The organism is Burkholderia sola (genome assembly GCF_905400185.1).
Classification (GTDB): Bacteria; Pseudomonadota; Gammaproteobacteria; order Burkholderiales; family Burkholderiaceae; genus Burkholderia; species Burkholderia sola.
The window spans coordinates 254,072-276,175 of record NZ_FR989677.1; the positions used below are offsets into that span (position 1 = coordinate 254,072).

Annotated in this window: 24 protein-coding genes and 1 pseudogene; 10 read left to right on the forward strand and 15 right to left on the reverse strand. The window is 68.5% G+C overall.

All coding sequences use genetic code 11. The features are described from left to right. Window positions 1–87 precede the first annotated feature (87 nt). Both KR541_RS31185 and KR541_RS36840 read right to left on the reverse strand, forming a co-directional pair. Window positions 88–357: a hypothetical protein gene (locus KR541_RS31185; RefSeq protein ID WP_176015849.1), complete on the reverse strand. Its 270-nt coding sequence runs from the start codon at window positions 355–357 to the stop codon at window positions 88–90. Window positions 358–477: 120 nt separating this feature from the next. Beyond that, window positions 478–792 carry a hypothetical protein gene (locus KR541_RS36840; protein ID WP_235356207.1) on the reverse strand — a complete coding sequence of 105 codons (315 nt, stop codon included), beginning with the start codon at window positions 790–792 and terminating at the stop codon, window positions 478–480. On the opposite strand from KR541_RS36840, the gene KR541_RS31190 reads away from it, so the two are divergent. Further along, on the forward strand, window positions 686–1,120 hold the full coding sequence (locus KR541_RS31190) for a hypothetical protein (RefSeq protein WP_235356206.1): 435 nt from the start codon (window positions 686–688) through the stop codon (window positions 1,118–1,120). The genes KR541_RS36840 and KR541_RS31190 overlap by 107 nt on opposite strands. Before the next feature lie 70 nt (window positions 1,121–1,190). Further along, window positions 1,191–2,003, forward strand: a complete 813-nt coding sequence (locus KR541_RS31195; protein WP_089490129.1) for an alpha/beta fold hydrolase — start codon at window positions 1,191–1,193, stop codon at window positions 2,001–2,003. Window positions 2,004–2,058: 55 nt separating this feature from the next. Here KR541_RS31195 and KR541_RS31200 read toward each other — a convergent pair whose 3' ends face one another. Genes KR541_RS31200 through KR541_RS31210 form a run of 3 tightly spaced genes read right to left on the reverse strand, consistent with a single transcriptional unit; the run spans window position 2,059 to window position 6,136 of the window. After that, window positions 2,059–4,047: a DUF4034 domain-containing protein gene (locus KR541_RS31200; protein ID WP_244137967.1), complete on the reverse strand. Its 1,989-nt coding sequence runs from the start codon at window positions 4,045–4,047 to the stop codon at window positions 2,059–2,061. Between the two features lie 14 nt (window positions 4,048–4,061). After that, window positions 4,062–4,844 (reverse strand): DUF1266 domain-containing protein, encoded by a 783-nt coding sequence (locus KR541_RS31205; protein WP_050013626.1) that lies wholly within the window; start codon window positions 4,842–4,844, stop codon window positions 4,062–4,064. After that, window positions 4,838–6,136, reverse strand: coding sequence for a hypothetical protein (locus tag KR541_RS31210; RefSeq protein ID WP_050013625.1), 1,299 nt, complete (start codon window positions 6,134–6,136; stop codon window positions 4,838–4,840). The genes KR541_RS31205 and KR541_RS31210 overlap by 7 nt, the downstream gene beginning before the upstream one ends. Window positions 6,137–6,224: 88 nt before the next feature. Between KR541_RS31210 and KR541_RS31215 the strand changes: the two genes are divergently transcribed. The 3 genes from KR541_RS31215 (at window position 6,225) to KR541_RS31225 (ending at window position 8,460) form a co-directional block, all read left to right on the forward strand. After that, complete coding sequence (locus KR541_RS31215; protein ID WP_216090038.1) at window positions 6,225–6,593, forward strand: hypothetical protein; 369 nt, start codon at window positions 6,225–6,227, stop codon at window positions 6,591–6,593. Between the two features lie 154 nt (window positions 6,594–6,747). Beyond that, window positions 6,748–7,923, forward strand: coding sequence for a class C beta-lactamase (gene ampC, locus KR541_RS31220; protein WP_050013624.1), 1,176 nt, complete (start codon window positions 6,748–6,750; stop codon window positions 7,921–7,923). A gap of 243 nt (window positions 7,924–8,166) precedes the next feature. Continuing rightward, a complete protein-coding gene (locus tag KR541_RS31225) occupies window positions 8,167–8,460 on the forward strand; it encodes a hypothetical protein (RefSeq protein ID WP_050013623.1) in 294 nt (97 codons plus the stop codon). Between the two features lies 1 nt (window position 8,461). Here KR541_RS31225 and KR541_RS31230 read toward each other — a convergent pair whose 3' ends face one another. Next, complete coding sequence (locus KR541_RS31230) at window positions 8,462–8,806, reverse strand: DUF4148 domain-containing protein (protein WP_176015977.1); 345 nt, start codon at window positions 8,804–8,806, stop codon at window positions 8,462–8,464. A 331-nt stretch (window positions 8,807–9,137) separates the two neighbouring features. Here KR541_RS31230 and KR541_RS31235 point away from each other — a divergent pair, with 331 nt between their 5' ends. Beyond that, window positions 9,138–10,157 (forward strand): aldo/keto reductase, encoded by a 1,020-nt coding sequence (locus tag KR541_RS31235; RefSeq protein WP_050013622.1) that lies wholly within the window; start codon window positions 9,138–9,140, stop codon window positions 10,155–10,157. A 2-nt stretch (window positions 10,158–10,159) separates the two neighbouring features. Next, window positions 10,160–10,360: an SRPBCC family protein gene (locus KR541_RS31240; RefSeq protein ID WP_373452515.1), complete on the forward strand. Its 201-nt coding sequence runs from the start codon at window positions 10,160–10,162 to the stop codon at window positions 10,358–10,360. A gap of 78 nt (window positions 10,361–10,438) precedes the next feature. Here the strand turns inward: KR541_RS31240 and KR541_RS31245 are convergent, their stop codons facing one another. The 5 genes from KR541_RS31245 to KR541_RS31265 form a co-directional block, all read right to left on the reverse strand. Beyond that, window positions 10,439–11,344, reverse strand: coding sequence for a LysR family transcriptional regulator (locus tag KR541_RS31245; protein ID WP_050013619.1), 906 nt, complete (start codon window positions 11,342–11,344; stop codon window positions 10,439–10,441). Window positions 11,345–11,449: 105 nt separating this feature from the next. Then, the gene (locus KR541_RS31250) at window positions 11,450–12,232 is read right to left on the reverse strand and encodes an ABC transporter substrate-binding protein (protein ID WP_124592584.1); all 783 of its coding nucleotides are present in this window, start codon (window positions 12,230–12,232) and stop codon (window positions 11,450–11,452) included. Between the two features lie 40 nt (window positions 12,233–12,272). Next, the gene (locus KR541_RS31255) at window positions 12,273–13,709 is read right to left on the reverse strand and encodes an FAD/NAD(P)-dependent oxidoreductase (RefSeq protein ID WP_216090039.1); all 1,437 of its coding nucleotides are present in this window, start codon (window positions 13,707–13,709) and stop codon (window positions 12,273–12,275) included. Continuing rightward, a complete protein-coding gene (locus KR541_RS31260; RefSeq protein ID WP_050013615.1) occupies window positions 13,706–14,005 on the reverse strand; it encodes a (2Fe-2S)-binding protein in 300 nt (99 codons plus the stop codon). Before KR541_RS31260 ends, KR541_RS31255 begins: the two co-directional genes overlap by 4 nt. Beyond that, window positions 13,998–15,122 (reverse strand): NAD(P)/FAD-dependent oxidoreductase, encoded by a 1,125-nt coding sequence (locus tag KR541_RS31265; protein WP_216090040.1) that lies wholly within the window; start codon window positions 15,120–15,122, stop codon window positions 13,998–14,000. The genes KR541_RS31260 and KR541_RS31265 overlap by 8 nt, the downstream gene beginning before the upstream one ends. 149 nt (window positions 15,123–15,271) lie before the next feature. Between KR541_RS31265 and KR541_RS31270 the strand changes: the two genes are divergently transcribed. Further along, complete coding sequence (locus tag KR541_RS31270) at window positions 15,272–16,186, forward strand: LysR substrate-binding domain-containing protein (protein WP_089490124.1); 915 nt, start codon at window positions 15,272–15,274, stop codon at window positions 16,184–16,186. A gap of 64 nt (window positions 16,187–16,250) precedes the next feature. Here the strand turns inward: KR541_RS31270 and shc are convergent, their stop codons facing one another. Then, a complete protein-coding gene (shc, locus tag KR541_RS31275; protein WP_124592587.1) occupies window positions 16,251–18,311 on the reverse strand; it encodes a squalene--hopene cyclase in 2,061 nt (686 codons plus the stop codon). Window positions 18,312–18,364: 53 nt separating this feature from the next. Between shc and KR541_RS31280 the strand changes: the two genes are divergently transcribed. After that, the gene (locus tag KR541_RS31280) at window positions 18,365–19,048 is read left to right on the forward strand and encodes a TetR/AcrR family transcriptional regulator (RefSeq protein ID WP_216090041.1); all 684 of its coding nucleotides are present in this window, start codon (window positions 18,365–18,367) and stop codon (window positions 19,046–19,048) included. Window positions 19,049–19,064: 16 nt separating this feature from the next. Here the strand turns inward: KR541_RS31280 and KR541_RS31285 are convergent. Then, window positions 19,065–19,313 (reverse strand): annotated as a pseudogene (locus tag KR541_RS31285) (aldo/keto reductase); the annotation flags it as partial. Between the two features lie 172 nt (window positions 19,314–19,485). After that, the gene (locus KR541_RS31290; RefSeq protein WP_050013610.1) at window positions 19,486–20,079 is read right to left on the reverse strand and encodes a flavodoxin family protein; all 594 of its coding nucleotides are present in this window, start codon (window positions 20,077–20,079) and stop codon (window positions 19,486–19,488) included. Between the two features lie 116 nt (window positions 20,080–20,195). Here KR541_RS31290 and KR541_RS31295 point away from each other — a divergent pair, with 116 nt between their 5' ends. Then, a complete protein-coding gene (locus KR541_RS31295; protein WP_050013609.1) occupies window positions 20,196–21,101 on the forward strand; it encodes a LysR family transcriptional regulator in 906 nt (301 codons plus the stop codon). Window positions 21,102–21,155: 54 nt separating this feature from the next. Here the strand turns inward: KR541_RS31295 and KR541_RS31300 are convergent, their stop codons facing one another. Further along, window positions 21,156–22,049: a LysR substrate-binding domain-containing protein gene (locus KR541_RS31300; RefSeq protein ID WP_176015867.1), complete on the reverse strand. Its 894-nt coding sequence runs from the start codon at window positions 22,047–22,049 to the stop codon at window positions 21,156–21,158. Between the last annotated feature and the right edge of the window lie 55 nt (window positions 22,050–22,104).

Here is a 22,104-nt window from a genome sequence, read left to right on the forward strand (position 1 = left end):
CCCTTCAAGGGTTGAAGGGGCACGCGAGCCGGCGACGCGCACGCGGGGATGCGCGCGGTACGGCCGCACCGGGTCGCACGACCGCGGTTACGGACGCAGCAGATCGAACCCGCCGAATACCACGACACCGCTGAGCGCGATCATTGCGACGGAGTGCTGGCCGAAGTAAAGAATCGCGGCGGCGAGCCACGTCGTGATGCAGAAGGCGCCGATGCGGGCCATCGTGTGTTCCTCGAATGCGTAATGAAGTGAATGCGTGCCGCACGGCGTTCGCCGCTCGGCGGTGAGCGCCGTGCGGTACGCGTGCAAGCAGACGGAAAAGGCGACTCGGGGAAGCTGCGAGGGCGTCGTCGGCATACGTTGTATGCCGTGCCTCGAAAGTCCGGGAGTCGGAGCCGGCGGCATCGCGCGGTCGGGCCTGAACGAGGCGTCCGACGTGCGCATCCGGCCGGCGAAGCGGCGATTTTACCAGTGCCGTCATGCTGCCAATCTGGCCCTTTCGCGATCAATTGCGATCATCAACGGACAATCCACCCGACCCCGATATTCAAGTTTCGTGTGATGAATGCCGTAAACGGACTGGAAGGCGATTTCCGCCCCTGTGACTTCGTTTACCGACACACGGACCGACACGATGCAGATCGATTTCTCCACGACCACGCGATCGCCGCTCGTTGACAGCGGCGTGGCCGCGAACCCGCCGGCCGCGACGTCGTCCACCGGCGGCGCGACGGATGCCGCGAGCACGACGGGCACAACTGGCCCAACGGGCGCCACCGCCGTGACTGGCACGTCGAGCACTCCCGGCACGAAGGATTCGACCGGCGCCGCCGGCGCAACGCCCGGCGCCGCCGGCGCATCGTCGGAGGACCCGGCGGTCGCCCAGCTGAAGGCGCTGATCGAGCGGCTGCAGAAGCAGCTCGCGACCTTGGAGCGGCAGATGGCCGCCGCGGCCCAGCGCGCCAAGGACGACCCGGCCGCGGCCGTCGAGCAGCAGTCGCTGAACGCGGAAGCCAGCGCGATTTCGGCCGCGCTCGCGACGGCGATCTCGCAACTCGCCGCGGCGCTGGAAAAATCCGGCGGGTCGCAGTCGGGCGGGCTGGTGTCGACGCAGGCCTGAGCGGCCGCGGCGGCGTCGGCCGCACGCATTACAATCGTCAGTTCGTCTCCCTCTCAAGGACGGCTGAACGATGAACGCGGAACTCGACGACGACGAACTCGTTCGCTTCGACGCGCACGGCGGCACGCCGCTGCCGGCAGCCGATGCCGAAGGATGGCTCGACCACGACGGCGCGCGCATCTGGCACGCGTCGTTCGGCCAGGGGCCGGCGGTCGTGCTGCTGCACGGCGGCCTCGGTCATGGCGGCAACTGGGGCAACCAGGTGCCGGCGCTGCTCGCGGCCGGCTACCGCGCGATCGTGATCGACAGCCGCGGTCACGGCCGCAGCACGCGCGACGACCGCCCCTATTCGTACGAACGCATGGCATCGGACGTGCTTGCCGTCCTCGATGCGCTGCACGTCGACCGTGCACGCTTCGTCGGCTGGAGCGACGGCGCATGCATCGCGCTCGTGCTGGCTGCCCGCGCACCGGAACGCGCGGCCGGCGTGTTGTTCTTCGCGTGCAACATGGATCCGGGCGGCACGAAGGAGATGGCGCCGAGTCCGCTGATCGACCGCTGTTTCGCGCGGCATCGGAAGGACTATGCGCGACTGTCCGCGACACCGGACCAGTTCGACGCGTTCGTCGCGGCCGTCAGCGAAATGATGCGCACGCAACCGAATTACACCGCGCAGGATCTCGCGGCGATCGCCGTGCCGGTTGCGATCGTGCAGGGCGAGCACGACGAATTCATCCGGCCCGAGCATGCGGCGTACCTCGCGCGGACGATCCCGGGCGCGACGCTGACGATCCTGCCCGACGTGAGCCATTTCGCGCCGCTGCAGCGGCCCGCGCGGTTCAACGCGGCGATGCTGGCGTTTCTCGACCGGCTGCCACGGTGATACGCGGGCAGGACGCACGGCCCGCGGACGAGCGGCGGCGTGCGTCGGCCCGCGTTCAGACCATCGCGTTGTCGGCGCCGGGAATCTCGTGCGCCTTGATCTGCTTGCGCTGCAGCTTGTAGCGCAGCTTCCCGAGCATGCCGTCCTCGTGGCTGACACGCGTGATGGTGCGCACGTACTCGTCGTCCGGCGCGATGGCCTGCGCCCCCATGATCCAGCGCACGCTCTCGCGATAGTCGTACAGCGACTTGTCGTTGACGTCGGCAAGGAAGAACGACAGTGCGGCCATTGCGGCCGGGTGGCCGCCTTCGGCATGCCGGCGCAGTTCGTCGACGTAGCGATGGCGCGACGGATAGTCGTCGATGTCGCCGATGAACATCAGCATGCACTCGAGGCCGTCGGTATGCCCCATCTCGTGCGCCTTGCGCGCGGCCTCGACGGCCTCGACCTGCATGCGCGCGCGTTCGGCCCGGTCCGTGCTGGTCTGCCCGATGTGGTAGTACGTGTAGCCGAGCCGATACGCGGCCATGTTGCCGCCGGCTTCCATCGACTCGCGGAAGTAGTGGGCGGCGCGGTACGGGTCGGCCTCGACATGCGTGCCGTCCTTGTAGAAGCAACCGAGCAGGTAATCGCACGAATCGCCGCCTGCCTCGTAGCCAAGCTTGCAGACGGCGACGGCATCGGCAGGGCGCCGGTTTTCGTACTCCAGCGCGGTGGCGACCTGGTTCCATGCGAGCGAGCCGGGCTCGTTCACGCGTGCCGCTTCGAGCCATGCATCGCCGCGCGCGTCGTCCTGGGCGAAACCGAACGTGCCGGTACGATGTCCGTAGCCGCGCAGGATCATTGCCGCCGTGCACGCGCGAGCGTCCGATGCACGTTCGATCGCGCGGGTCAGCCAGTCGCCATGCGGATCGAGACTGAGCGCCAGTCGCACGCCGATCGCCATCTTCTGGTCGTTGTCGATCGGCTGGTCGCGTTCCGCTTCCTGCAGGCGGGCGTACGCTTTTTCGTAGTCCTCGCGCATGTAATGGCTGTGCGCGAGCCAGCTCAGCGTTTCCCAACGGTGATACGGATGCAGCGCCGCCTGCGCACGCGCGAGCGTCGCGGTGATCGCGTGGCGCGCATCGTCGTCGTCGTCATTCGCGTCCAGCGTATTGCCGGCGTAGTCGTCGCGCCAGATCTCGTGCAGCAGCCGGTCCTTCTCGACCGCATCGAGGTGCGCGCACGCGTCGGACGCGACGAACGCGCGGATGTGATCGTGCGAGCCGCCCCAGCGCGGCTGCATGTACCAGATGAACGTGCGCATCGGGAAGAACAGCTTCGGGTGGATGTGCAGCGTCGCTTCCATCCAGTACCACTTCTCCTTGCGCAGCTTCTTGCCCTGGACCGGGCCGGGCAGCGCGTCCGGAAATTCCGGCGGGCAGGCGACCGGCACGTCGGGGTTCAGTCCCGAACGCGCGAACATGCGTTGCAGTTCGGTGCGCGTGGCTGCGTCGTCGGCGCCGGCGTTCAACTGCAGTTCGGTGACGGGCCAGCGGCGCTCGCGCACGAGCTGCGCGAGCCACTCGGGTTCGCCGAACGACGACACGCTCGTGAAGATCACCATCGGCGCGCTCCACAACGTCGGCGCGAGCACCAGCGCGCGCAGCGCGGCGACGAGCGTCAGCGTCGCGCACGCATGCGCGCCGATCCAGCCGGCTTCGGTCACCGTTTCGGCCCAGCCGCTGCCGCGGTATTCGTAGGCCCAGTGGTGCCAGTAATGCGCTTCGCACAGCCACGCGTGCGCGGAGCGCGGGTTCGCGGCCTGCCATGCGCGCAGGCGCGCGAGGCCGTCGGCGCCGGCGTCGATACACGGCTGCACGTCGGCCGGCAGCGCGTCGACGTACCGCGCCTCGGCGGTGCGATCGGCGAAGCTGGCGGCGAGTGCGGCATCGAGTTGCGCGTCGAGCGCGGCATAGTCGCCGGCGCGCAGCAGCGCGTCGACGTCGCAAATGGACCAGCGGGACGTCGCGGGCGGAATCAGGTCGGCGCAAGCGGAGGACATGTCGGTATCGGCGGTCATGACGAAACGGGTTGGGGGTCGAAGATGCGGTAGCGCTTCCACGGCAGCGAAAGCCAGTTTCCGGACGGATTGCGCAGGTATTCGCGCACTTCCTGCGTGGCGCGCGACGACGCGGGGCCGTCCTGGCTGCTGCCGCGCAGCCACTGCTGGCGTGCCCGCGCATACGCGAGCCCGAAGTCTTCCCAGCTGTCGAAGCTGTCCTGCGCGCGCTGCGCATTGAGCAGCAGCACGATCCACGCGTGCTGTTCGGACGCCCAGCCGAGCAGCGCGATGCAGCGCACGAGAAACGCGGTGCGCGCGCAATCGAACGCGAGTGCGTCGCGCACGCGCCCGACGGCGGCGAGCTGTTCGTAGAAGCCGTCGTGCGAGCGGCCGACGCCGCGAATCCAGCCCGCGAGGATCGACGGCACGCGCTGCACGATCTGCCACTCGGGCAGGTCGGCCGGCAGGTCGAGTTCGCGCCGTACCTGGCGCGCGAGCTGTTCGCGCTGCGCGTCGGGCAGCGCATGGACGAGGTCGTCGCAATCGCAGCGCAGCCCGTTGCGGATCAGCAGGATGTCGGCGAGCGCGAGCGCCCAGCGGCGGCGGTTCGGCGGCGCCTGCTCGGCCTGCGCCTGCGCGAGCCTGACGGCCGCGGTTTGGCGCACCGGCACCGTGCTGTCGGCGCCCGCGGCCTGGTCGGCGTCGACTTCGTGCACCATCCGTGCGGCGACCCGGAACGCGCGCCACACGTACCACGCGAGCCCCAGCACGGCCGCGCCAAGCAGTAGTTTCAGCATGACGCGCTCCCGTCCGTCGGCGCAGGCAACGCGAACGCCGCGCACAGCGCGGGATCGATCGCGATGCCTTCGATCTCGAATGCGGTCGCGGCCGGCGGCGCGTCGGGTGCGCGCGCGGCCGGCAGTGCATCGGCCGGCAACGCATGGCGCGCGGCCGCCGCGACGGCCGGATCGATCTGCCGCAACTGGCCGAGCGCATACGGTGCATTGCGCAGCAGCAGCCATTGCAGCACGGCCGGCGGTTGCTCGAAATGCTCGATCAGGTGGAAGTTCTCGCTCATCACGCTCAGCAGATGGTCGGACGAGCGCACGTCGGTGACGAAGGTCCACGCGCCGGTGGCCGCACCCGGCGCATCCGGTTCGAACACGAGGCCCATGCCCTCGCAATCGGGATGACGCTCGCCGCGCGGCGCGAGCGCGCGCAGGAACTGGCGGACGTCGTCCGCATAGCGGCGCACCGGATGGCGGTTCTGCTTGCCCTTGATCTGGTCGATGCGCAGGCCGTCGCCGCTCGCCTGCAGGCTGATCGTCACGTGCGGCTGGTTGCCCGCGCCGCGCAGTGTGAAGAGGCGCAGCCGGCCGTCCCGTGCGGCTTGCGCGTACTGCTCGCCGTAGCCGCCGCGCAGCCGGCGGCGATCCGCGAACTGGCCGAGACAGTGCTGCATGTAGTACGACTCGTACGCGAGTTCCTCGCGCAGCGCCGGATGATCGCCGACGAATTCGAACACGATCCCGTTCGGCGTGCGCAACACCTCGCGCAGCGCGAGGCCGCTGCTCGGCACCCAGCCCTTGTCGCGGCGCGCCTGCATCCGCTGGTGCTCGCGCTCCCACATGTCGAGCGCCATCGCGCAGGTGATGCGTTGCAGTTTCTGCGCGAGCCGCGTGCCGGCACGCGAGCGCAGGAATTCGACCAGCACGCGTTCGCGGTCGATCAGCAGCATGTGCTCGGGATCGATGAAGTAGAGCGGCGGCGGTTCAGCGGCGGGCGGCAGCGCCGCATCGGGCGTCGGGCCGGATGCCGGAGATGCCGATTGCGCGCGGAACCGGCGCACGAGCCACTCGGGCGCCGGCCGGTCGGCGCCGGCAAGCGCGCGGTAATCGGCCAGCGAAGCGAGCGGCTGCGCCTGCTCGAACGCCCCGACGACCCAGCGGAAGAAATGGTTGCCGAGCCACGCGAGGATCTCGGCCGGATCGCCGCGCTCGGCGCTGCGGCGCGCGATGGCCGCCTTGATGTCGGGCGCATTGACGACATCGCGCGGCCGATAGGCCGACGCGGCCACGGTTGCGGTCACGGGCTCACTCTCCGGTCGGGCAGGGCGTGCGCAGGCGGTGTGCGCGGGACCCTGGCGGTTCTTCTGGCTCAACGACGAAACGGCGAACGTGCGCGCGCAGCAACGCGGCGGCGTCGCGTATTTCGGTTCAGGTCGGTCGATGCGTGAAAATCACGCGACCACACGGGAGCCGACGACGCGGGAGCGGGCGATCGGGAAAGGGCGATTCATTGTTTCTCTCAGGATGGGTTTTATTTTTTGCTTCCGCGAGTCTACTTCGATCCATGCGGATGAATCAATCGCGCCGCTGGCCGGCGCCCGCGGATCTGACAAGACTTATCTCTTTTTCGTCGATTTTCGATACGGCGCCACTCGGTGGCCGGATTCGATGCTGTTGAAACCGACAGGTTTTCCTGAAAAACGGGCATGCGGCTCCGAGCGGGGCGCGGCCCCATCCTGCTTGCCGCGTATCTCATAAGTTTTTCTTTCGGCTCGCGCAACATATCGTCGATTGTTGGCGGCCGGGCGGTAGCGGATAGTCCTGCTTCGACAGGCCGGCCGACGCGCGCTGCGCGCGGCGCGGCCGCATCCGTTGTCCATGCAACCATTAGAAAAGGAAAGGAACCGCACCCATGCGATTCAACGCGACACGCTTCGCCGCGACCCTGTTCGTCGCCGCATGCGCGACCGCCACGGCCGGTCGCGCGGCCGCCGTCACGCAGGACGCGCTCCACGACACCGTCACGCGCCAGGTCGCGCCGCTGATGAAGCAGTACGCGATCCCTGGCATGGCGATCGGCATCGTCGCCGACGGCAAGCCGTACGTGTTCGACTACGGCGTGATGTCGAGGCAAACCGGCAAGCCGGTGACCGGCGACACGCTGTTCGAGATCGGCTCGGTCAGCAAGACGCTGACCGCGACGCTCGCCGCGGACGCGCAGGAGGGCGGCGAACTGTCGCTCGCGGACCCGGTGGCCAAATATCTGCCCGAGCTGCAGGGCAGGCCGTTCGGCGTCGTGACGCTGCTCCAGCTCGGCACGCATACGCCCGGCGGGACGCCGCTGCAGGTGCCGGACAGCATCCGCGACGACGCGGGCCTGATTCGCTATCTCGACGCGTGGCGGCCCGAGTATGCGCCGGGCACGCACCGCACGTATTCGAACGTCGCGATCGGCATGCTCGGCTGGCTCACCGCGAAGGCGACGCACCAGGATTTCGCGACGCTGATGGCGCAGCGGCTCTTTGCCGCGCTCGGGATGACGCACACGACCATCGACGTGCCCGCCGCGCGCATGGCCGACTATGCGCAGGGCTACACGAAGGACGGCAAGCCGGTGCGGATGACGGAAGGCATGCTGTGGCAGCCCGCGTACGGCGTGCGGACCACGGCGGCCGACCTGCTGCGCTTCGTGCAGGCGAACATGGAGATGATCCCGACGGCGCCGCGCCTGCGGCGCGCGATCGAACGCACGCACACCGGCTATTTCCGCGCGGGGCCGCTCACGCAGGATCTGATCTGGGAACAGTATCCATACCCGGTCGCACTGCCGACGCTGCTCGCGGGCAACGCGCCGAAGATGCTGTTCGATGCGGTGCCGGCGAGCGCGATCCAGCCGCCGCTCGCGCCGAACCCCGCGACCTGGATCAACAAGACGGGGTCGACCGGCGGCTTCAGCACGTACGTCGCGTTCATTCCCGCGAAGCGGATCGGAATCGTGATGCTCGCGAACGGCAATGTGCCGATCGAGGATCGCGTGAAGGTCGCGTACCGGATTCTCGGGTCGCTCGGCGACGCCGACGCGCGGTAACGTTGGCACGCGCGTGTCCGGGCACCGGAGCGCTGGAGCCGCGTGGCCAGCGGCACGCGATCACGGCCGACGGCTGCACGCTGGTCGAAGAAGGATTCGTCTGACACGGCCGATCATCCCGCCGCGCGCAAAACTGTTTGAGTGATTCACGCCTTCCGCCGCCGGCGCCGGCCATCGATACTGCGACGCAAGACATCTCGCGGGACGTGCGCCGCATGGCCCGTCTCGCTCCCGGAGCAACGAATGAAAGGCATCGGGATCTTCGTGAGGCGCATGGCGCCGGACGGTCCGAAGTATCGTGTGCGGCGCGCGGCGGATAAACCGATGAAGCGGCATAAGAACTTGTACTGCGCAGTCACGAATCGCAGCCCGCAACGGCGACGCGCGAGCGGTTTCGCGGAGCAGGGCAAGGGGGCGGAAGTGCAGCGACGGCGCGCGGCCCGAATGCCTGTTCAGGCGATTCGGGCCGGCCATGCGGAGGGGACGGACGAGCGGGTGCGCGTATCGAAAGGCGTGCTCTCGTGCGCGCCGACGTGACTCAATGACCGCGATAGATCGAGTCGCGGCCGTTGATCATCATCGCGCGGCCGGATTCGCTGGTGGTGCGGGGTTCGCTGCCGTAACCGGTTTCATCGGTGAGCGGGGCGGCGTGCGGCGCTGCCTGCGCGACGGCGTTTTCGCGCACGCGCTTTTCGGCGGCAACGATCGCGGCCGGATACTGGTTGTGATCCAGCGCCGGCGTGTAGCCGACGGCCGCGAGGCGGGCCATCTCGGCCTTCACTTCGGCACGGGTCGGTTGATGGTCGGCCGGTTGCGCGAACGACAGCGCCGGTGCGGAAAGGATCAGGGCGGCGAGGGTGGAAGAAACGAGCGTTTTCATCATGGGTACCTGTGTGGTTGAGTGAGCCGCAACCAACGCCGACCGCGTCGATGTCGTTGCGAGTGCACCCAATATAGGTATCGCGGCAGCCGGGAAAAATGGCCGCCCGGCCAAATCATTTTTGATCCTGAGTCATGAATCGAACGTGAATTCGGTCGGCAGCCTTGCCGGTCGGGCCGTTCGCCCGAACAGCGCGCCGCAGCCGCGGATCGAAACAGGCCGCTGATCGCCCAATCAGACCTCGCGGGACTCAACTGTGTCGAATTCCGTCTTGGACAGACTTAACCCGCGTGCCTAGACTGAACTCGCTTTCCATCTTTCCCTGGAGAAAATCGTGAGTCTCAAAGACAAGCTGCCCGGCAACAAGATCCTCGGTTTCGGTACCGCCCCGCTCGGCAACATGTTCCGCAACATCCCGGACGCGGAAGCCGCGGCTACCGTCGAAGCCGCGTGGCAACACGGCATCCGTTATTTCGATTCGGCCCCGTTCTACGGCGCCGGCCTCGCGGAAATCCGCCTCGGCGACGCGCTGGCGAACCATCCGCGTGACGAATACGTGCTGAGCACGAAGGTCGGCCGCCTGATCCTCGACGAAATCGAAGACGTGTCGGCGCGCGATCTCGGCGAAAAGGGCGGCCTGTTCGAACACGGCCGGCCGAACCGCATCGTCAACGACTACTCGGCCGACGCGACGCTGCGCTCGATCGAGGACAGCCTGAAGCGCCTGCGCACCGACCGCCTCGACATCGTGTGGGTGCACGACATCGCGCAGGACTTCTACGGCGACGAATGGCTCGCGCAATTCGAAGTGGCGCGCAAGGGCGCGTTCCGCGTGCTGGGCAAGCTGCGCGAGGAAGGCGTGATCAACGCATGGGGTCTCGGCGTGAACCGCGTCGAACCGATCGAGCTGGTGCTCGACCTTGCCGAACCGCAACCGGACGGCATGCTGCTGGCCGGCCGCTACACGCTGCTCGATCACGAGCGCGCGCTGCAACGCGTGATGCCGGCGGCGGCCGCGCGGAACGTCGGGATCGTCGTCGGCGGCCCGTACAGCTCGGGCGTGCTCGCGGGCGGCACGCATTTCGAATACCAGAAGGCGTCGCCGGACATCCTCGCGAAGGTCGACCGGATCAAGGCGATCGCCGCGCGTTACGACGTGCCGGTCAAGGCTGCCGCGCTACAGTTCTCGATGTCGCATCCGGCCACCGTCGCGGTGATTCCGGGCGCGAGCCGTCCGGAGCGAATCGCTGAAGACCAGGCGGCGCTGAACGTGGCGATTCCGGCGGACTTCTGGCGCGAGATGCGCGAACAAGGTCTGATCGCGGCCAATGCGCCGCTGCCGACCGAGCGTTGATCGTGAAGGGTGACGACATGGCGCAGGCCCATGCAGGTATCGAGATCGCGGCGTCGGCCGACACGGTCTGGCAACTGATCGGCGGCTTCGGGTCGCTGCCCGGCTGGTTGCCGTACATTCCGGCCAGCGCGCTGAGCGAAGGCGTCGCATCTGTGGCACGCGTCGATCACGGGTCGCGCACCGCGCATCAAAGATCAGGGTAGCGAAGCAATCGGCACCGTCTTCACTGGCGCGCAAGGCGTCGCGCTGCAACAACGCCCCGCGCTTTCATGGATTCAATTTCAGACTGCCGCGACGACCTCCTCGCCGGTCAGGATCTCGCGAAAGATGCCGACCAGCGGCCGCAGGTTGACCTTGTGCCACGCGGCCCACAGCGGCGTGCGATAGCTGAACCACGGGAGCTCGCGCAGCACGACGCCTTCCGGCACCTGGTGACGCAGGCTCTGCTGGATCATCGTCACGCCGAGCCCCGCGGCCACGAGGCCGAGCGCCGCGAGCGGCTCGGTCGCTTCCACCGAAATGTCCGGCGAGAAGCCGGCCTTCGCGCAGGCCGCGACGAATGCGCCGTGACGCGGCGCACTGTCCTGCTGCGTGACGCCGATCCATGCCTGCGCGGCGAGATCGTCGGCGACGAGCGTCTTTTTCTTCGCGAGCGGATGCCCGTCGGGCATCGCGAGCAGCATCGGATCATCCAGCACCTTCGTCGATTCGAGTTCGGGATCGTCCGACGCGGGCGGCTCGGTGACGAGCGCGATGTCGAGGCTGCGCTCGCGCAAGCCTTCGAGCTGCGCGGCCGATTGATAGTTGTACAAAGCGATGTGAACGGACGGGCGCCCGGCGCGCAGCGTTTTCAGCGCGCGCGGCAGCACGCCCGAGTGCGTGGCCGTTTCGAGGTAGCCGATGCACAGGCCGCCTTCGTCGCCGCGACCGAGCCGGCGCGCGAGCGATTCGAGCCGGTTCGCGTGGCGCAGGAACGCGTGCGCTTCGCTGAGGAACGTGCGCCCGTCGCGCGTCAGGCGAATGCGCTGCTGGCTGCGTTCGAACAGCGTGAGGCCGAGCTTTTCCTCGAGCTGCGCGATCTGGCGGCTGAGCGGCGATTGCGAAATATGCAGGCGTTCGGCGGCGCGGCCGACGTGTTCCTCTTCCGCGACCGCGATGAAGTACTGAAGCTGGCGGATGTCGAGCATGTCAGACCTTATCGGACTCAAGATTGACAGATTATGTCCTGAAAGGACTTATCCGCTCAACCTGGAGACGGTTCGACGCTAACCGAACCGAGCCCGTATTCGCCGTCAGTTCCCGTACATGTCGAAGTCGAAGTATTTCGACTGGATCTGGTTGTACGTGCCGTCGCTGCGAATCTGCGCGATGGCGCGATTGAGTGCGTCGCGCAGGTCGGTGTCGGCCTTGCGCACGCCGGCCGCGTCGCCGTTGCCCATGATCTTCGCGTCGTACACCACGCCCCCCGCGAACGAGAAGCCCGTGCCGCGCGGTGTCGCGAGGAACCCGAGCTGGCCTTGCACGGCATCCATCAGCACGCCGTCGACGCGCCCGGTGACGAGATCCGCATACGCCTGGTCGTAGCTCGGGTACGGCACGACCTCGACCTTCGCGGCCGCCCACTTCTCGCGCGCGTAGGTTTCCTGGATCGTGCCCTGTTCGACCGCGACGCGCTTGCCGGCGAGCTTCGCCGCGTCCGGCAGCAGCCCCGACCCGGTACGCGCGATCAATCGCGTCTGGTTGCGGTACAGGCGATCGGTGAAGTCGATCTGCTGGCGCCGCTGCTCGGTCGCGGCCATCGACGACAGGATCACGTCGAACTTGCGCGCCTGCAGCCCCGGAATCAGCCCGTCGAAACTGCTCGACACCCACACGCATTTCGCCTTCAGCTTCGCGCACAGCGCGTTGCCGAGATCGATGTCGAAACCCTTCACGCTGCCGTCGGTCGCGGTCGACTCGAACGGCGGGTAGGTCGGATCGACGCCGATGCGGATGGTCGTCCATTCCTTCGCCGACGCCAGCGACGCGAAGGCCATTGCGGCGGCGGAAAGGAGAATCGTGAGGCGCGTCTTCATGGTCAGGCTCCGTTCGTGTGGGGAAGAGTGGGCGGGCGCGTCAGCTCGGAAATTCGCCGCGCTGAAAATCGTTCGACAGGTCGAGTGCGTCGGCCATCTCGCCGACGGTGACCGGCTTGATCGGCGCGCGAATCCGGTAGTGACCGACGTCGCCGACGCTGCGCTGCTGCACGTCGGCGATCAGTTCGCCGACCGTCGTGCCGCACCAGCGTCCCTGGCACGGGCCCATCCCGCAGCGCGTCAACGCCTTCATCTGGTTCGGCCCCTGGCAGCCGCGCGCCGCGAGCTGGCGGATTTCGCCGGCCGTGACTTCCTCGCAGCGGCACACGATCGTGTCGTCGTCGGGGCGGCGCAGCGCGGCGGGCGGCGTGTACAGCGCGTCGAGCAGCGGGCGCACCGCGAGATGGCGGCGCAACGCGTGCAGCACCGGACGTTCGCGTGCGGCCTGCCGTTGCGCGTCGAGTGCACCGAGTCGCGCGGCGATGTCGAGCGCGGACACTTCGCCGGCGAGCGCCGCCGCCCGCGCGCCGCCGATGCCCGCGCCGTCGCCCGCGATCCACACGTGCGGCACGCTGCTGCGGCCGCGCGCGTCGCACTGTGGCCGCCAGCACGCCGACGATTCGTCCCATGCGTGCGCACAGCCGAGCGAACGCGCGAGCTGCGTCGACGGAATGACGCCCTGATGCAGCAGCACGAGCGACGTGTCGAGCGTTTGCACGACGCCCTGCGCGTCGCGAAAGCGGATGCGTTCGGCGCGGTCGTCGCCGTCGATGCGAATATCGGTCGCGCGGCGATACACGGGAATCCCGGCATCGCGCACCGCGCGCAGCATGCGCCAGCCCTTGAGCAGATAGTCGGCGCCGCGCAGCGCCGGCAGCGCATGCGGGAGCGCGCGGCGCCACGCGTCGCGCGGCGTCGTGTCGATCAGCGCGCGCACGCGCCGGTCGGCATTCAGCAATTGCGCGGCGAACAACCACAGCAGCGGGCCGCTCCCCGCGAGCACGGCGTCGGCCGATGGTGCGAGGCCCGACGCTTTCAGCAGCGTCTGCGCGGCGCCGACGCCCATCACGCCGGGCAACGTCCAGCCCGGCACCGGCCACGGCCGCTCCTGCGCGCCGGTCGCGATCAACACCGCACGTGTGCCGATTTCGAGCGTGCCGCGCGACGGGCTGCTTTGCGTGAGCATCGCGACGGGTTCCGGCTCGAACGCGATTTGCCACACGACGCTGCGCGGCAGGTAATGCGCGCCGCTCGCGAGCAGGCCGTCGACGAGCGGGCGGCCCGCCGTGTAGTCGGCGCCGAGCCATTGCGCGAGCGGCGCCGGCGCGTCGGCCACGTTGCGGTAGATCTGGCCGCCGGGCGCGCGCCCTTCGTCCGCGACGACCACCGACAAGCCGGTCGCACGCGCGGCAGTCGCCGCCGCCATGCCGGCCGGCCCGGCGCCGACGATCAGCAGGTCGCACTGGCGGCGCGTCATGCGAGCCTCGCCTTGCCGTGCATCGTGCGCACCTGCATGCCGTCGGCGACGGGCGTCATGCAGCCTTGCACGTTCGGCACGCCGTCGACGTCGACGAGGCAGTCGAAGCACACGCCCATCATGCAGAACGGGCCGCGCGGCGCGCCGCTTACCGCGCTCGTGCGGCACGCGGCCGAACCGGCGGCGAGCATCGCGGCCGCGACGCTGTCGTGCGCGGGCACGTCGTGCGGCGTGCCGTCGATATGGATGCGCACGCGTTCGAGCGTCGCGGCGGCGGGAACGAGGGATTCAAACATGCCGGGCTTCCGTGGGCGCGGCGAAGCGCGCGGTGGTAAAGGCGGACAGGTCGGCCGGCGCGGCGCCGCCGGCGATCCACGGCGCGACGAGATCGGCGTGGGTTGCCGCGAGCGTCACGCCGCTGTGGCAGATCGCGACGAACGCGCCGGGATACGTGGCCGACGCCTCGTAGACGGGCAGGCCGTCGGGCGTCATGATGCGCAGCGCGCCCCATGCGCGCACGATGCGTGCATGGGCCAGCGCCGGGAATGCCGTGCGCGCGCGGCGCGCGATGTCGACCATTGCGGGCCGCGTCTGCCCGTCGTCGAAGCCGACGTCTTCGGCCGAGTCGCCGAGCAACACCGACCCTTCCGATGTCTGGCGGACGACGAGCGTCGGATAGTCGAGAAACGGCGCGAGGCGCTCGGTGACCATGATCTGGCCGCGCAACGGCGAGATCGGTGCGCGCAGGTCGACCATCGGCGCGAGCCGCGCGTTGTCGAGGCCGGCCGCGAGCACCACGCGCCCGGCTTCGAGTTGCGCGTCGCGCGTGTCGATCTCGAAGCGCCCGGCGCGCGGGCGGATCTCGGCGACTTCGCTGCGCGGCAGATAGACGCCGCCGCACTGCTGGAACGCGTGCAGCATCGCGCGCAATGTGTAGAGCGGATTCGCGTGACCGTCGTTCGGCGACCACAGCGCGCCGGCCAGCGATGGCGACGCCGCGGGAATGCGCCGCCGCAGCGCCGCGGGATCGAGCACCTCGTACGACAGCGCGGCGTCCTGCCGGCGCAGCGATTCGAGCAGCTCGGTCGCGCCGTCGAGCTCCGCGCGATGCTCGAACAGCTCGACGCCGCCCGGGCGTTCGAACGCGCAGTCCACGCCCGTTTCGCGCTGCAACTGCGCGGCGAATGCATGCCAGCGCGCCGACGATTCGCACGACCAGCGCGCATACGGCAGGCAGCGGCCGCCTTTGCCCTGCACCCACACGAGCCCGAAATTGCCGCGCGCCGCGCGAAACGCGATGTCGTCGCCGTCGCACACCGCGACGCGCTGGCCGAGACGCGCGATGCCCCACGCGATGGCCATGCCGACGAGACCGCCGCCGGCCACGACCACGTCGAAGCAGCGCACGGTCATGCGCGGCTCCGGCGTCGCGGGCGAGGCGGTTGCGTGTTATATCCCATGGCGGCGCGGCTCCTTGCTTTCAGTACGTTGCGGAACCGATGTTCGGACAGGCAAAATGGGCTGTCCAATACAGCTTGATCAACGACCCATAATCCAGTGTTATGACCACGCCTTCGCTCAGGATTCGCCAGATCGAAGCGTTTCGCGCGGTGATGCAGCGCCATACCGTCACGCGCGCGGCACGCGATCTCCATATCTCGCAGCCGGCCGTGAGCCGGCTGATCGCCGATCTCGAGGCGCGGATCGGCTTCGTGCTGTTCGAGCGGCAGCAGGGGCGCTTCACGCCGACCGCGCAGGCGCGCGTGCTGTACGAGGAGGTCGAACGCGCGTTCGTCGGCCTCGACCGCGTCGCGCAGGCCGCCGAGCAGATCCGCGCGATGCGGCGCGGCACGCTGCGCGTGGCCGGTTCGCCCGCCGTCGCGCTCGACCTGCTGCCGGAACTCGTCACGCGCTTCTCGCACGCGCATCCGGGTGTCGACATCACGCTGCTCGCGCACAGTGCGTCCACCGTCGTCGACAAGGTCGCGTCGGGGCAATGCGACGTCGGGCTGATCGCCGAACCCGTCCCGCATCCGGCCGTGCGCGGCGAGCGGCTCGCGGAAAGCGCGATGTGCTGCGTCGTGCCGCGCGGGCATCGGCTCGCGCGCAAGCGCGTCGTGCAGCCGGCCGACCTGCGCGACGAATCGTTCATCTCGTTTCCGCCGAGTTTCGAGGCGCGCAGCGCGATCGACCGCGTGTTCGTCGAAGCCGGCGTGTCGCGCGTGCTGTCGATCGAGGCGCAGCTGTCGCGGACGATCGTCGCGTTCGTCGCGAACGGCGCCGGCGTCGCGCTGATCGATCCGGTGACCGCCGCATACGCGGGCCCGCGCGTGGTCGTCAAGCCGTTCGAGCCGGCCGTGCCCGATCACTTCTACCTGGTGACGTCCGCGTCGCAGCCGCTGTCGATGATCGGCGACGCGTTTTGCGCGGATTTGCGCGATGCGTTCGCGAGGATGCGGGCGCCGCGCGACGCGTAGGCAGGAAGGGGACGGGAGTCGTTTTGAGCGCGCCGGACGCCGTCACGCGTGCCGGCGCTCCGGCTCAGGCGAGCGCGCTGTCCGTTGCGCGTGCGGCGGGTGCGCCGGACGCGGACGACGTGGTTGCGCCCGCATCCTTCGCGCCCGCCAGCCGCCGATAACGCGCGAGCGCCCACAGCGGGAAGTACGCGGTATAGCCGTGATACTTCAGGTAGAAGATGCGCGGAAAACCCGGCGCATTGTGCGAGCGGTGCCACCAGAAGCCGTCTTCCCGCTGCACCGACTGCAGGTACGCGATGCCGCGCTTCACCGAATCGGATTCGCAGTCGCCGAACGCCATCTGCGCGAGCAGTGCCCACGCGGTGCAGTTCGACGTGCTCTCGCCGCCGTTCGTGCCGGCCAGCTTCGGATCGAGGTAGCTGTCGTTCGTTTCGCCCCAGCCGCCGTCCGCATGCTGCCGCGTACGCAGCCAGTCGAGCGCGCGGGCGATATACGGCTGCGACTTGTCCTCGCCGGCGAGCGCGAGGCCGGCCAGCACGCTCCACGTGCCGTAGAGGTAGTTCGTGCCCCAGCGGCCCCACCAGCTGCCGTCGGGCTGCTGCGTGCGCTTCACGTAGTCGATCGCGCGCGCGAGCGACGCGCGGTCGTCCGCGCGCTTCGTCACGCCGAAGCACAGCAGCACGCGGCCCGATACGTCCTCGGTCGGCGGATCGAGCAGTGCGCCGTGATCGGCGAACGGAATCGCGTTCAGGTACATCCGGTCGCAGTCCGCATCGAACGCCGCGAAGCCGCCGTTGCGCGATTGCAGCCCGCGCATCCAGTCGAGTGCACGGGCGACGCGCGCCGCATACGGGTTCGTGCCGTCCGCATCGCGATGCGTGCGGCCGCGGCGATCGAGCATCGCGGTGACGAGCGCCGTGTCGTCGATGTCGGGGTAGTACGGGTTCGCATACTGGAACGCCCATCCGCCCGGTTCGACGTCGGCCGGGACGTTCTCGATCCAGTCGCCGCGCAGGTCGTTCACCTGCCGCTCGGCGAGCCAGTCATACGCGCGTGCGATGCGTGCATCGAGCTCGCGCAGCGCGCCGGGCGCTTCGCCGGCTTCCGGCGCCGCGACACCGCGCGCCTGTTCGAGCGCCATCGTGCTCCACGCGGTGTCCCACACCGGCGACAGGCACGGCTGGCAATACATGCTGCCGTCCGGCCGCGTGACCAGCAGCTTCTCCAGCGCGTTTTCGCAATCGCGCCGCAGCGGATGGTCGTCCGGGTAGCCGAGCACCTGCATCATCTGGTAGCTGTACACGATAGGCGGGAAGATGCCGCCGAGGCCGTCCTCGCCGTTCATCCGTTCCGCGCACCACGTCTCCGCATACCGGATCGCGCGCTGCCGCAAGCGCTTCGGCAGCAGCGGCTCGACTGGGCGGACCATGCGGTCGAGCGCGAGGAACAGCCGGCGCATGCCGCGAGCGGGCGGGAAGTACTCGCGCTCCTGTTCCGGCGGCGTGACGAACAGCTCGCGGATCGACACGTTGCGCGGATTGCGCGCACGCGCCTTCAGCGAGCACAGCACCAGCAGCGGCACCATCGTCGTGCGCGCCCAGTACGCGACCTTGTACATCGAGATCGGCACCCACTTCGGGAACAGCACGAATTCGATCGGCATGAACGGTGCCGCGCGCCACGGCACCTGGCCGAACGTCGCGAGCAGGATGCGCGTGAACACGTTCGAGCGTGCCGCGCCGCCGAGCTTCAGGATTGCGTCGCGCGCGCGGGTCATGTGAGGCGCCTGTTCGCTGTCGCCGGCCGCCTTCAGCGCGAAGTACGCCTTCACGCTGCACGACACGTCCGGCGCGCCATCGACGTACAGATCCCATGCGCCGTGCGTGTCGAGCCGCTGGTTCGCGCGCAGGTAGCGCGCCATCTTCTCCTGGCGCACGTCGTCGATCTTGTCCATGAAATGCATCATCAGGATGTATTCCGCGGTGATCGTCGCGTCGGATTCGAGTTCGAAACACCAGCTGCCGTCGGGCTGCTGAAGGCGTACGAGTGCGTCGCGTCCACGGGCGATTGCAGTGTCGAGCGCGGACCAGGGAGAGGGGGCCATTTTGTTCATGCGGCGGATCATACCATCCAGCCGGAATGTTTATATCGACACGCCTGGATGCTACCATCCGCACCATGAAAAAACGCCTCGAACCCGCGCCGCGCGACGTGTCCGCGCCCGTCGAACCGGCTGGAACACCCGACGCACGGGCGCCTGAAGGATCATCGGCGCCGGCCGTACCTGTGGCCGGCGTGCGGCGAAAAAAAGCGCCGGACCAAGTGCGCGCGCAATTGCTGGCGGCCGCGTCGGAGATCGCGACGCATCACGGCGTGGCCGCGTTGACGCTCGACGCGGTGGCCGATCGTGCCGGCGTGACGAAGGGCGCGCTGCAATATCACTTCGCGAACAAGCAAGGGCTGCTGGATGCGCTGTTCGGGCAGGCGACCGAGCGGTTCGGCGCGCAACTGGCCGCGCGGTTGGCGGTCGATTTCCGCGGCGACGGCGCGGCGGCGCGCGCATATCTGCATGCGGTGCTCGATGCGGCCAATCCCGCCGCGAGTATCGAGGTGCTGCGCGTGCTGGTCGCGTCGATGATCACCGAGCAGGACACGCGCGCGCGCTGGTCGGTGCCGATGCGCGAATGGACGCGGCCCGACCCGGTGCCGCTCGAGCGCGCCGCGACGCTGATGATCTGCCGGCTCGCGGCCGACGGGTTGTGGATTTCGGAGTTGCTCGACAGCGTCGACGTATCGGCCGAATTGCGCGCGGAGATCGTTCGGCAGCTCGATGCGATGAGCAAGGGCGTGTTTCCGAAGTGATGCGCCGCCGATCCTGTTGCGCCGCGCCGCGCGTGAACGGCGCGGGAACCCTGCCGGCTTCCTGACGCGCGATCATCCAGCCGGGATAGCAGGGCGGCAACGCGCTCACGGCATCGAGACGCGCCAGTTCATCGTCGGTCAGCACGACGTCGACCGCGCCGAGATTGTCGTCGAGCTGGTCGATCCGCTTCGCGCCGATGATGAGGCTCGTGACCGCCGGCTTGACGAGCAACCACGCGAGCGCGATCCGCGCGACCGACACGCCGCCCACATGCCGGCATCCGCGTTGCCGCTCATCGTCATCGTGCCGAGGCACAGCTCGGACACATACAGGCCGGTGCGGCCCAATTGCTTGTATTTCATTGCAGCGCCCTTCAGAATCGGCCGGACCCGATGCGGGGCGTCGGCCGGTGGCGCCCCGCATGAACGTCGGAATGTTAGTTGGCGCGTGATTGGCCGGCCCGCAACTGCCCGGCAATCCCCGCGACGCGCGCGCCATAGCGTCGGGCCGTTTCGAGATCGCCCGGCGACATCTCTTCCGGCGACGCATCGGCCGGCGTCTGCGCCATCGGCGCGATGTAGGCGCCCATGCGGTTCAGGTCGTCGCGCGTCGACGCTTTCAGATTCGCCGGCTTGATGTCCATGCTGACCCAGATGCCGCCGTGCTGTCCGGCCAGCAGGAAGAAGTATTCGAGCGTATTGAGCTTGTCGCCGTTGATGCTTGCGCTGTTGGTGAAGCCGCCGAAGATCTTGTTCCGCCATCCGCTTTCGAACCAGACCTTCGACGATGCATCCGCGAACTTCTTGAACTGCCAGCTCGGGCCGCCCATGTAGGTCGGCGAGCCGAACAGGATTGCGTCGGCGGCGGCCAGCGTGTGCCACGCGTCGTCGGCGAGGTTGCCGTCGGCATCGATCGCGACGAGTGCGGCGCCGGCGCCGTCCGCGGCAGCGGCGGCCATGCGTTGCGTATGGCCGTAGCCGGAGTGATAGACGACGACCGTTTTGACCGGCGGGTCGAGTTGTTGATCCATGAGGGTTTCCTTTCGTTCGGGTTGTCGTTCAGACGACGTGGGAAGCCACTCTACCGAGCCGCAATCGGGTGATAAACGACGACAGATTGAACGTTCTGTTACTTTCCGGATGAACAATGCAGAACCTTGACGCGCTTTTGATTTTTGCCCGTGTCGCCGAAATGGCGAGCTTCACGCGTGCCGCCGAAAGCCTCGGCATTCAGAAAGGACGGGTATCCACGGTTATCCGTGCGCTTGAACGGGACATGGGTGTCGCACTGCTGCATCGGACCACGAGACGCGTGCAGCTCACCGAAGACGGACGCGCGTTCTATGCGCGCGCAACCGACTTGCTCGCCGAAGTGCAGGAATTGCAGTCGATGTTCTCGGGGCGCGGTACCTCGCTGCGCGGCAGGTTGCGCGTGGACATGCCCACGGAACTCGCGCGCAGCGTCGTGGTGCCGGCGCTGCCGCAACTGATGGCCGCGCATCCGGATCTGGAGCTGGAGCTTTCCAGTACCGACCGGCGTGTCGATCTGGTTCGGGAAGGGTTCGATTGCGTGATCCGGCTCGGCCCGATCGCCGACGAGACGCTGATCGCGCGGCCGCTTGGCAGACTGCGCATGACGAATGCGGCGAGCCCCGACTATCTCGCGCGGCATGGCGTGCCGCATACGCTCGCCGATCTGCGCAGCCAGGGGCACAAGATGATTCACTACACGCTGACGCTCGGCGCGCGGCATCCCGGATGGGAATACCCGGACGGCGACGGCTATGCGTGGCTGCCGTTGCCCAGCGCGATGCAGGTCAACAGCGTGCAGACCTATCACGCAGCGGGGCTGGCGGGCATCGGGCTGATCCAGGCCGGATATTCGGCGCTCGCGCATCACATCGAAAGCGGCGCGCTCGTGGAGGTGCTGCCCGACTTGCGGCCCGAGCCGCTTGCCGCGTCGCTCGTCGTCGCGCATCGGCGCAATCTTTCGCCGCGCGTGCGGGCTTTCATGGACTGGATCGGGGGCGTGTTGGAGCCGTACCTCGATTAGCGGAGGAGGGCAGGATTTTCCGAATCCGTGTGGCGATGAACGTCGGGCACTGCATCAACACGCCGAATCCCGCGCCTCGTCAAGCACCCATTCCGCAAACGCCCGCACCGGCGCCGCGCTCAATTCGATCGGCTCCGGCAGCACGAGGCAGAAGTTTTTCGTCACCGCCTTGCCGTCGGGCCAGGGCGCGACCAGACGCTCCTGCTCGAGCTCGGCCCCGATGTAAAGGCGCGGCACCAGCGCGACGCCGAGGCCGGCCAGCGCGGCCTCGATCAGCATCGAATGCAGATCGTATCGCGGGCCGACCGCCGAATTGGTCAGCACGATGCCGGTCTCCTGCGCATAGCGCTGCCACGCATCCGGATTCTGCCGCCGGTGAAGGCGCGGCAGCGCATCCAGCGACGGATTGGCGCCGGCGCGTTCGAGCAGCGCCGGACTGCAGACGGGCACCAGCACCTCTTCCAGCAGCGGATGCAGATGCATGCCGGCCCAGGCCGGATGCGCAAAGTGAATGGCCGCGTCGAATCCGCTGCCGGCCAGCAGGAACGGCTCCATCCGTTCGGCGATATGCACGGTGACGTTCGGATGGCGCGCCTGAAAGCGCTTCAGCCGCGGGATCAGCCAGCGGGTCGCGAAGGTTGGAATCGCGGCGATATCGATGCTCGCGCCTTCGACGGGCTGCCCCATCAGATACAGGCTGTCCCGTTCGAGCCGATCCAGAATCTCGCGCACCTGTACCGCGTATCGCGTGCCGTTGGGCGCCAGCCGTACGCGGTTGCCTACGCGCTCGAACAGCGTCACGCCAAGGAACGCCTCGAGCCGGCCGATCTGGCGGCTGACCGCGCCCTCGGTGCGCGCCAGCTCGTCGGCGGCGCGGGCGAAGCTGCCGTGTCGGGCCGCCGCCTCGAAGGCCAGAAGCGCGGAATTGCTCGGAATCTTGCGTCGCATCGGGGTCTCGCCGGTGGGAGTGCGTTCGACCGTCAGCTTGATCAAATATCACTGA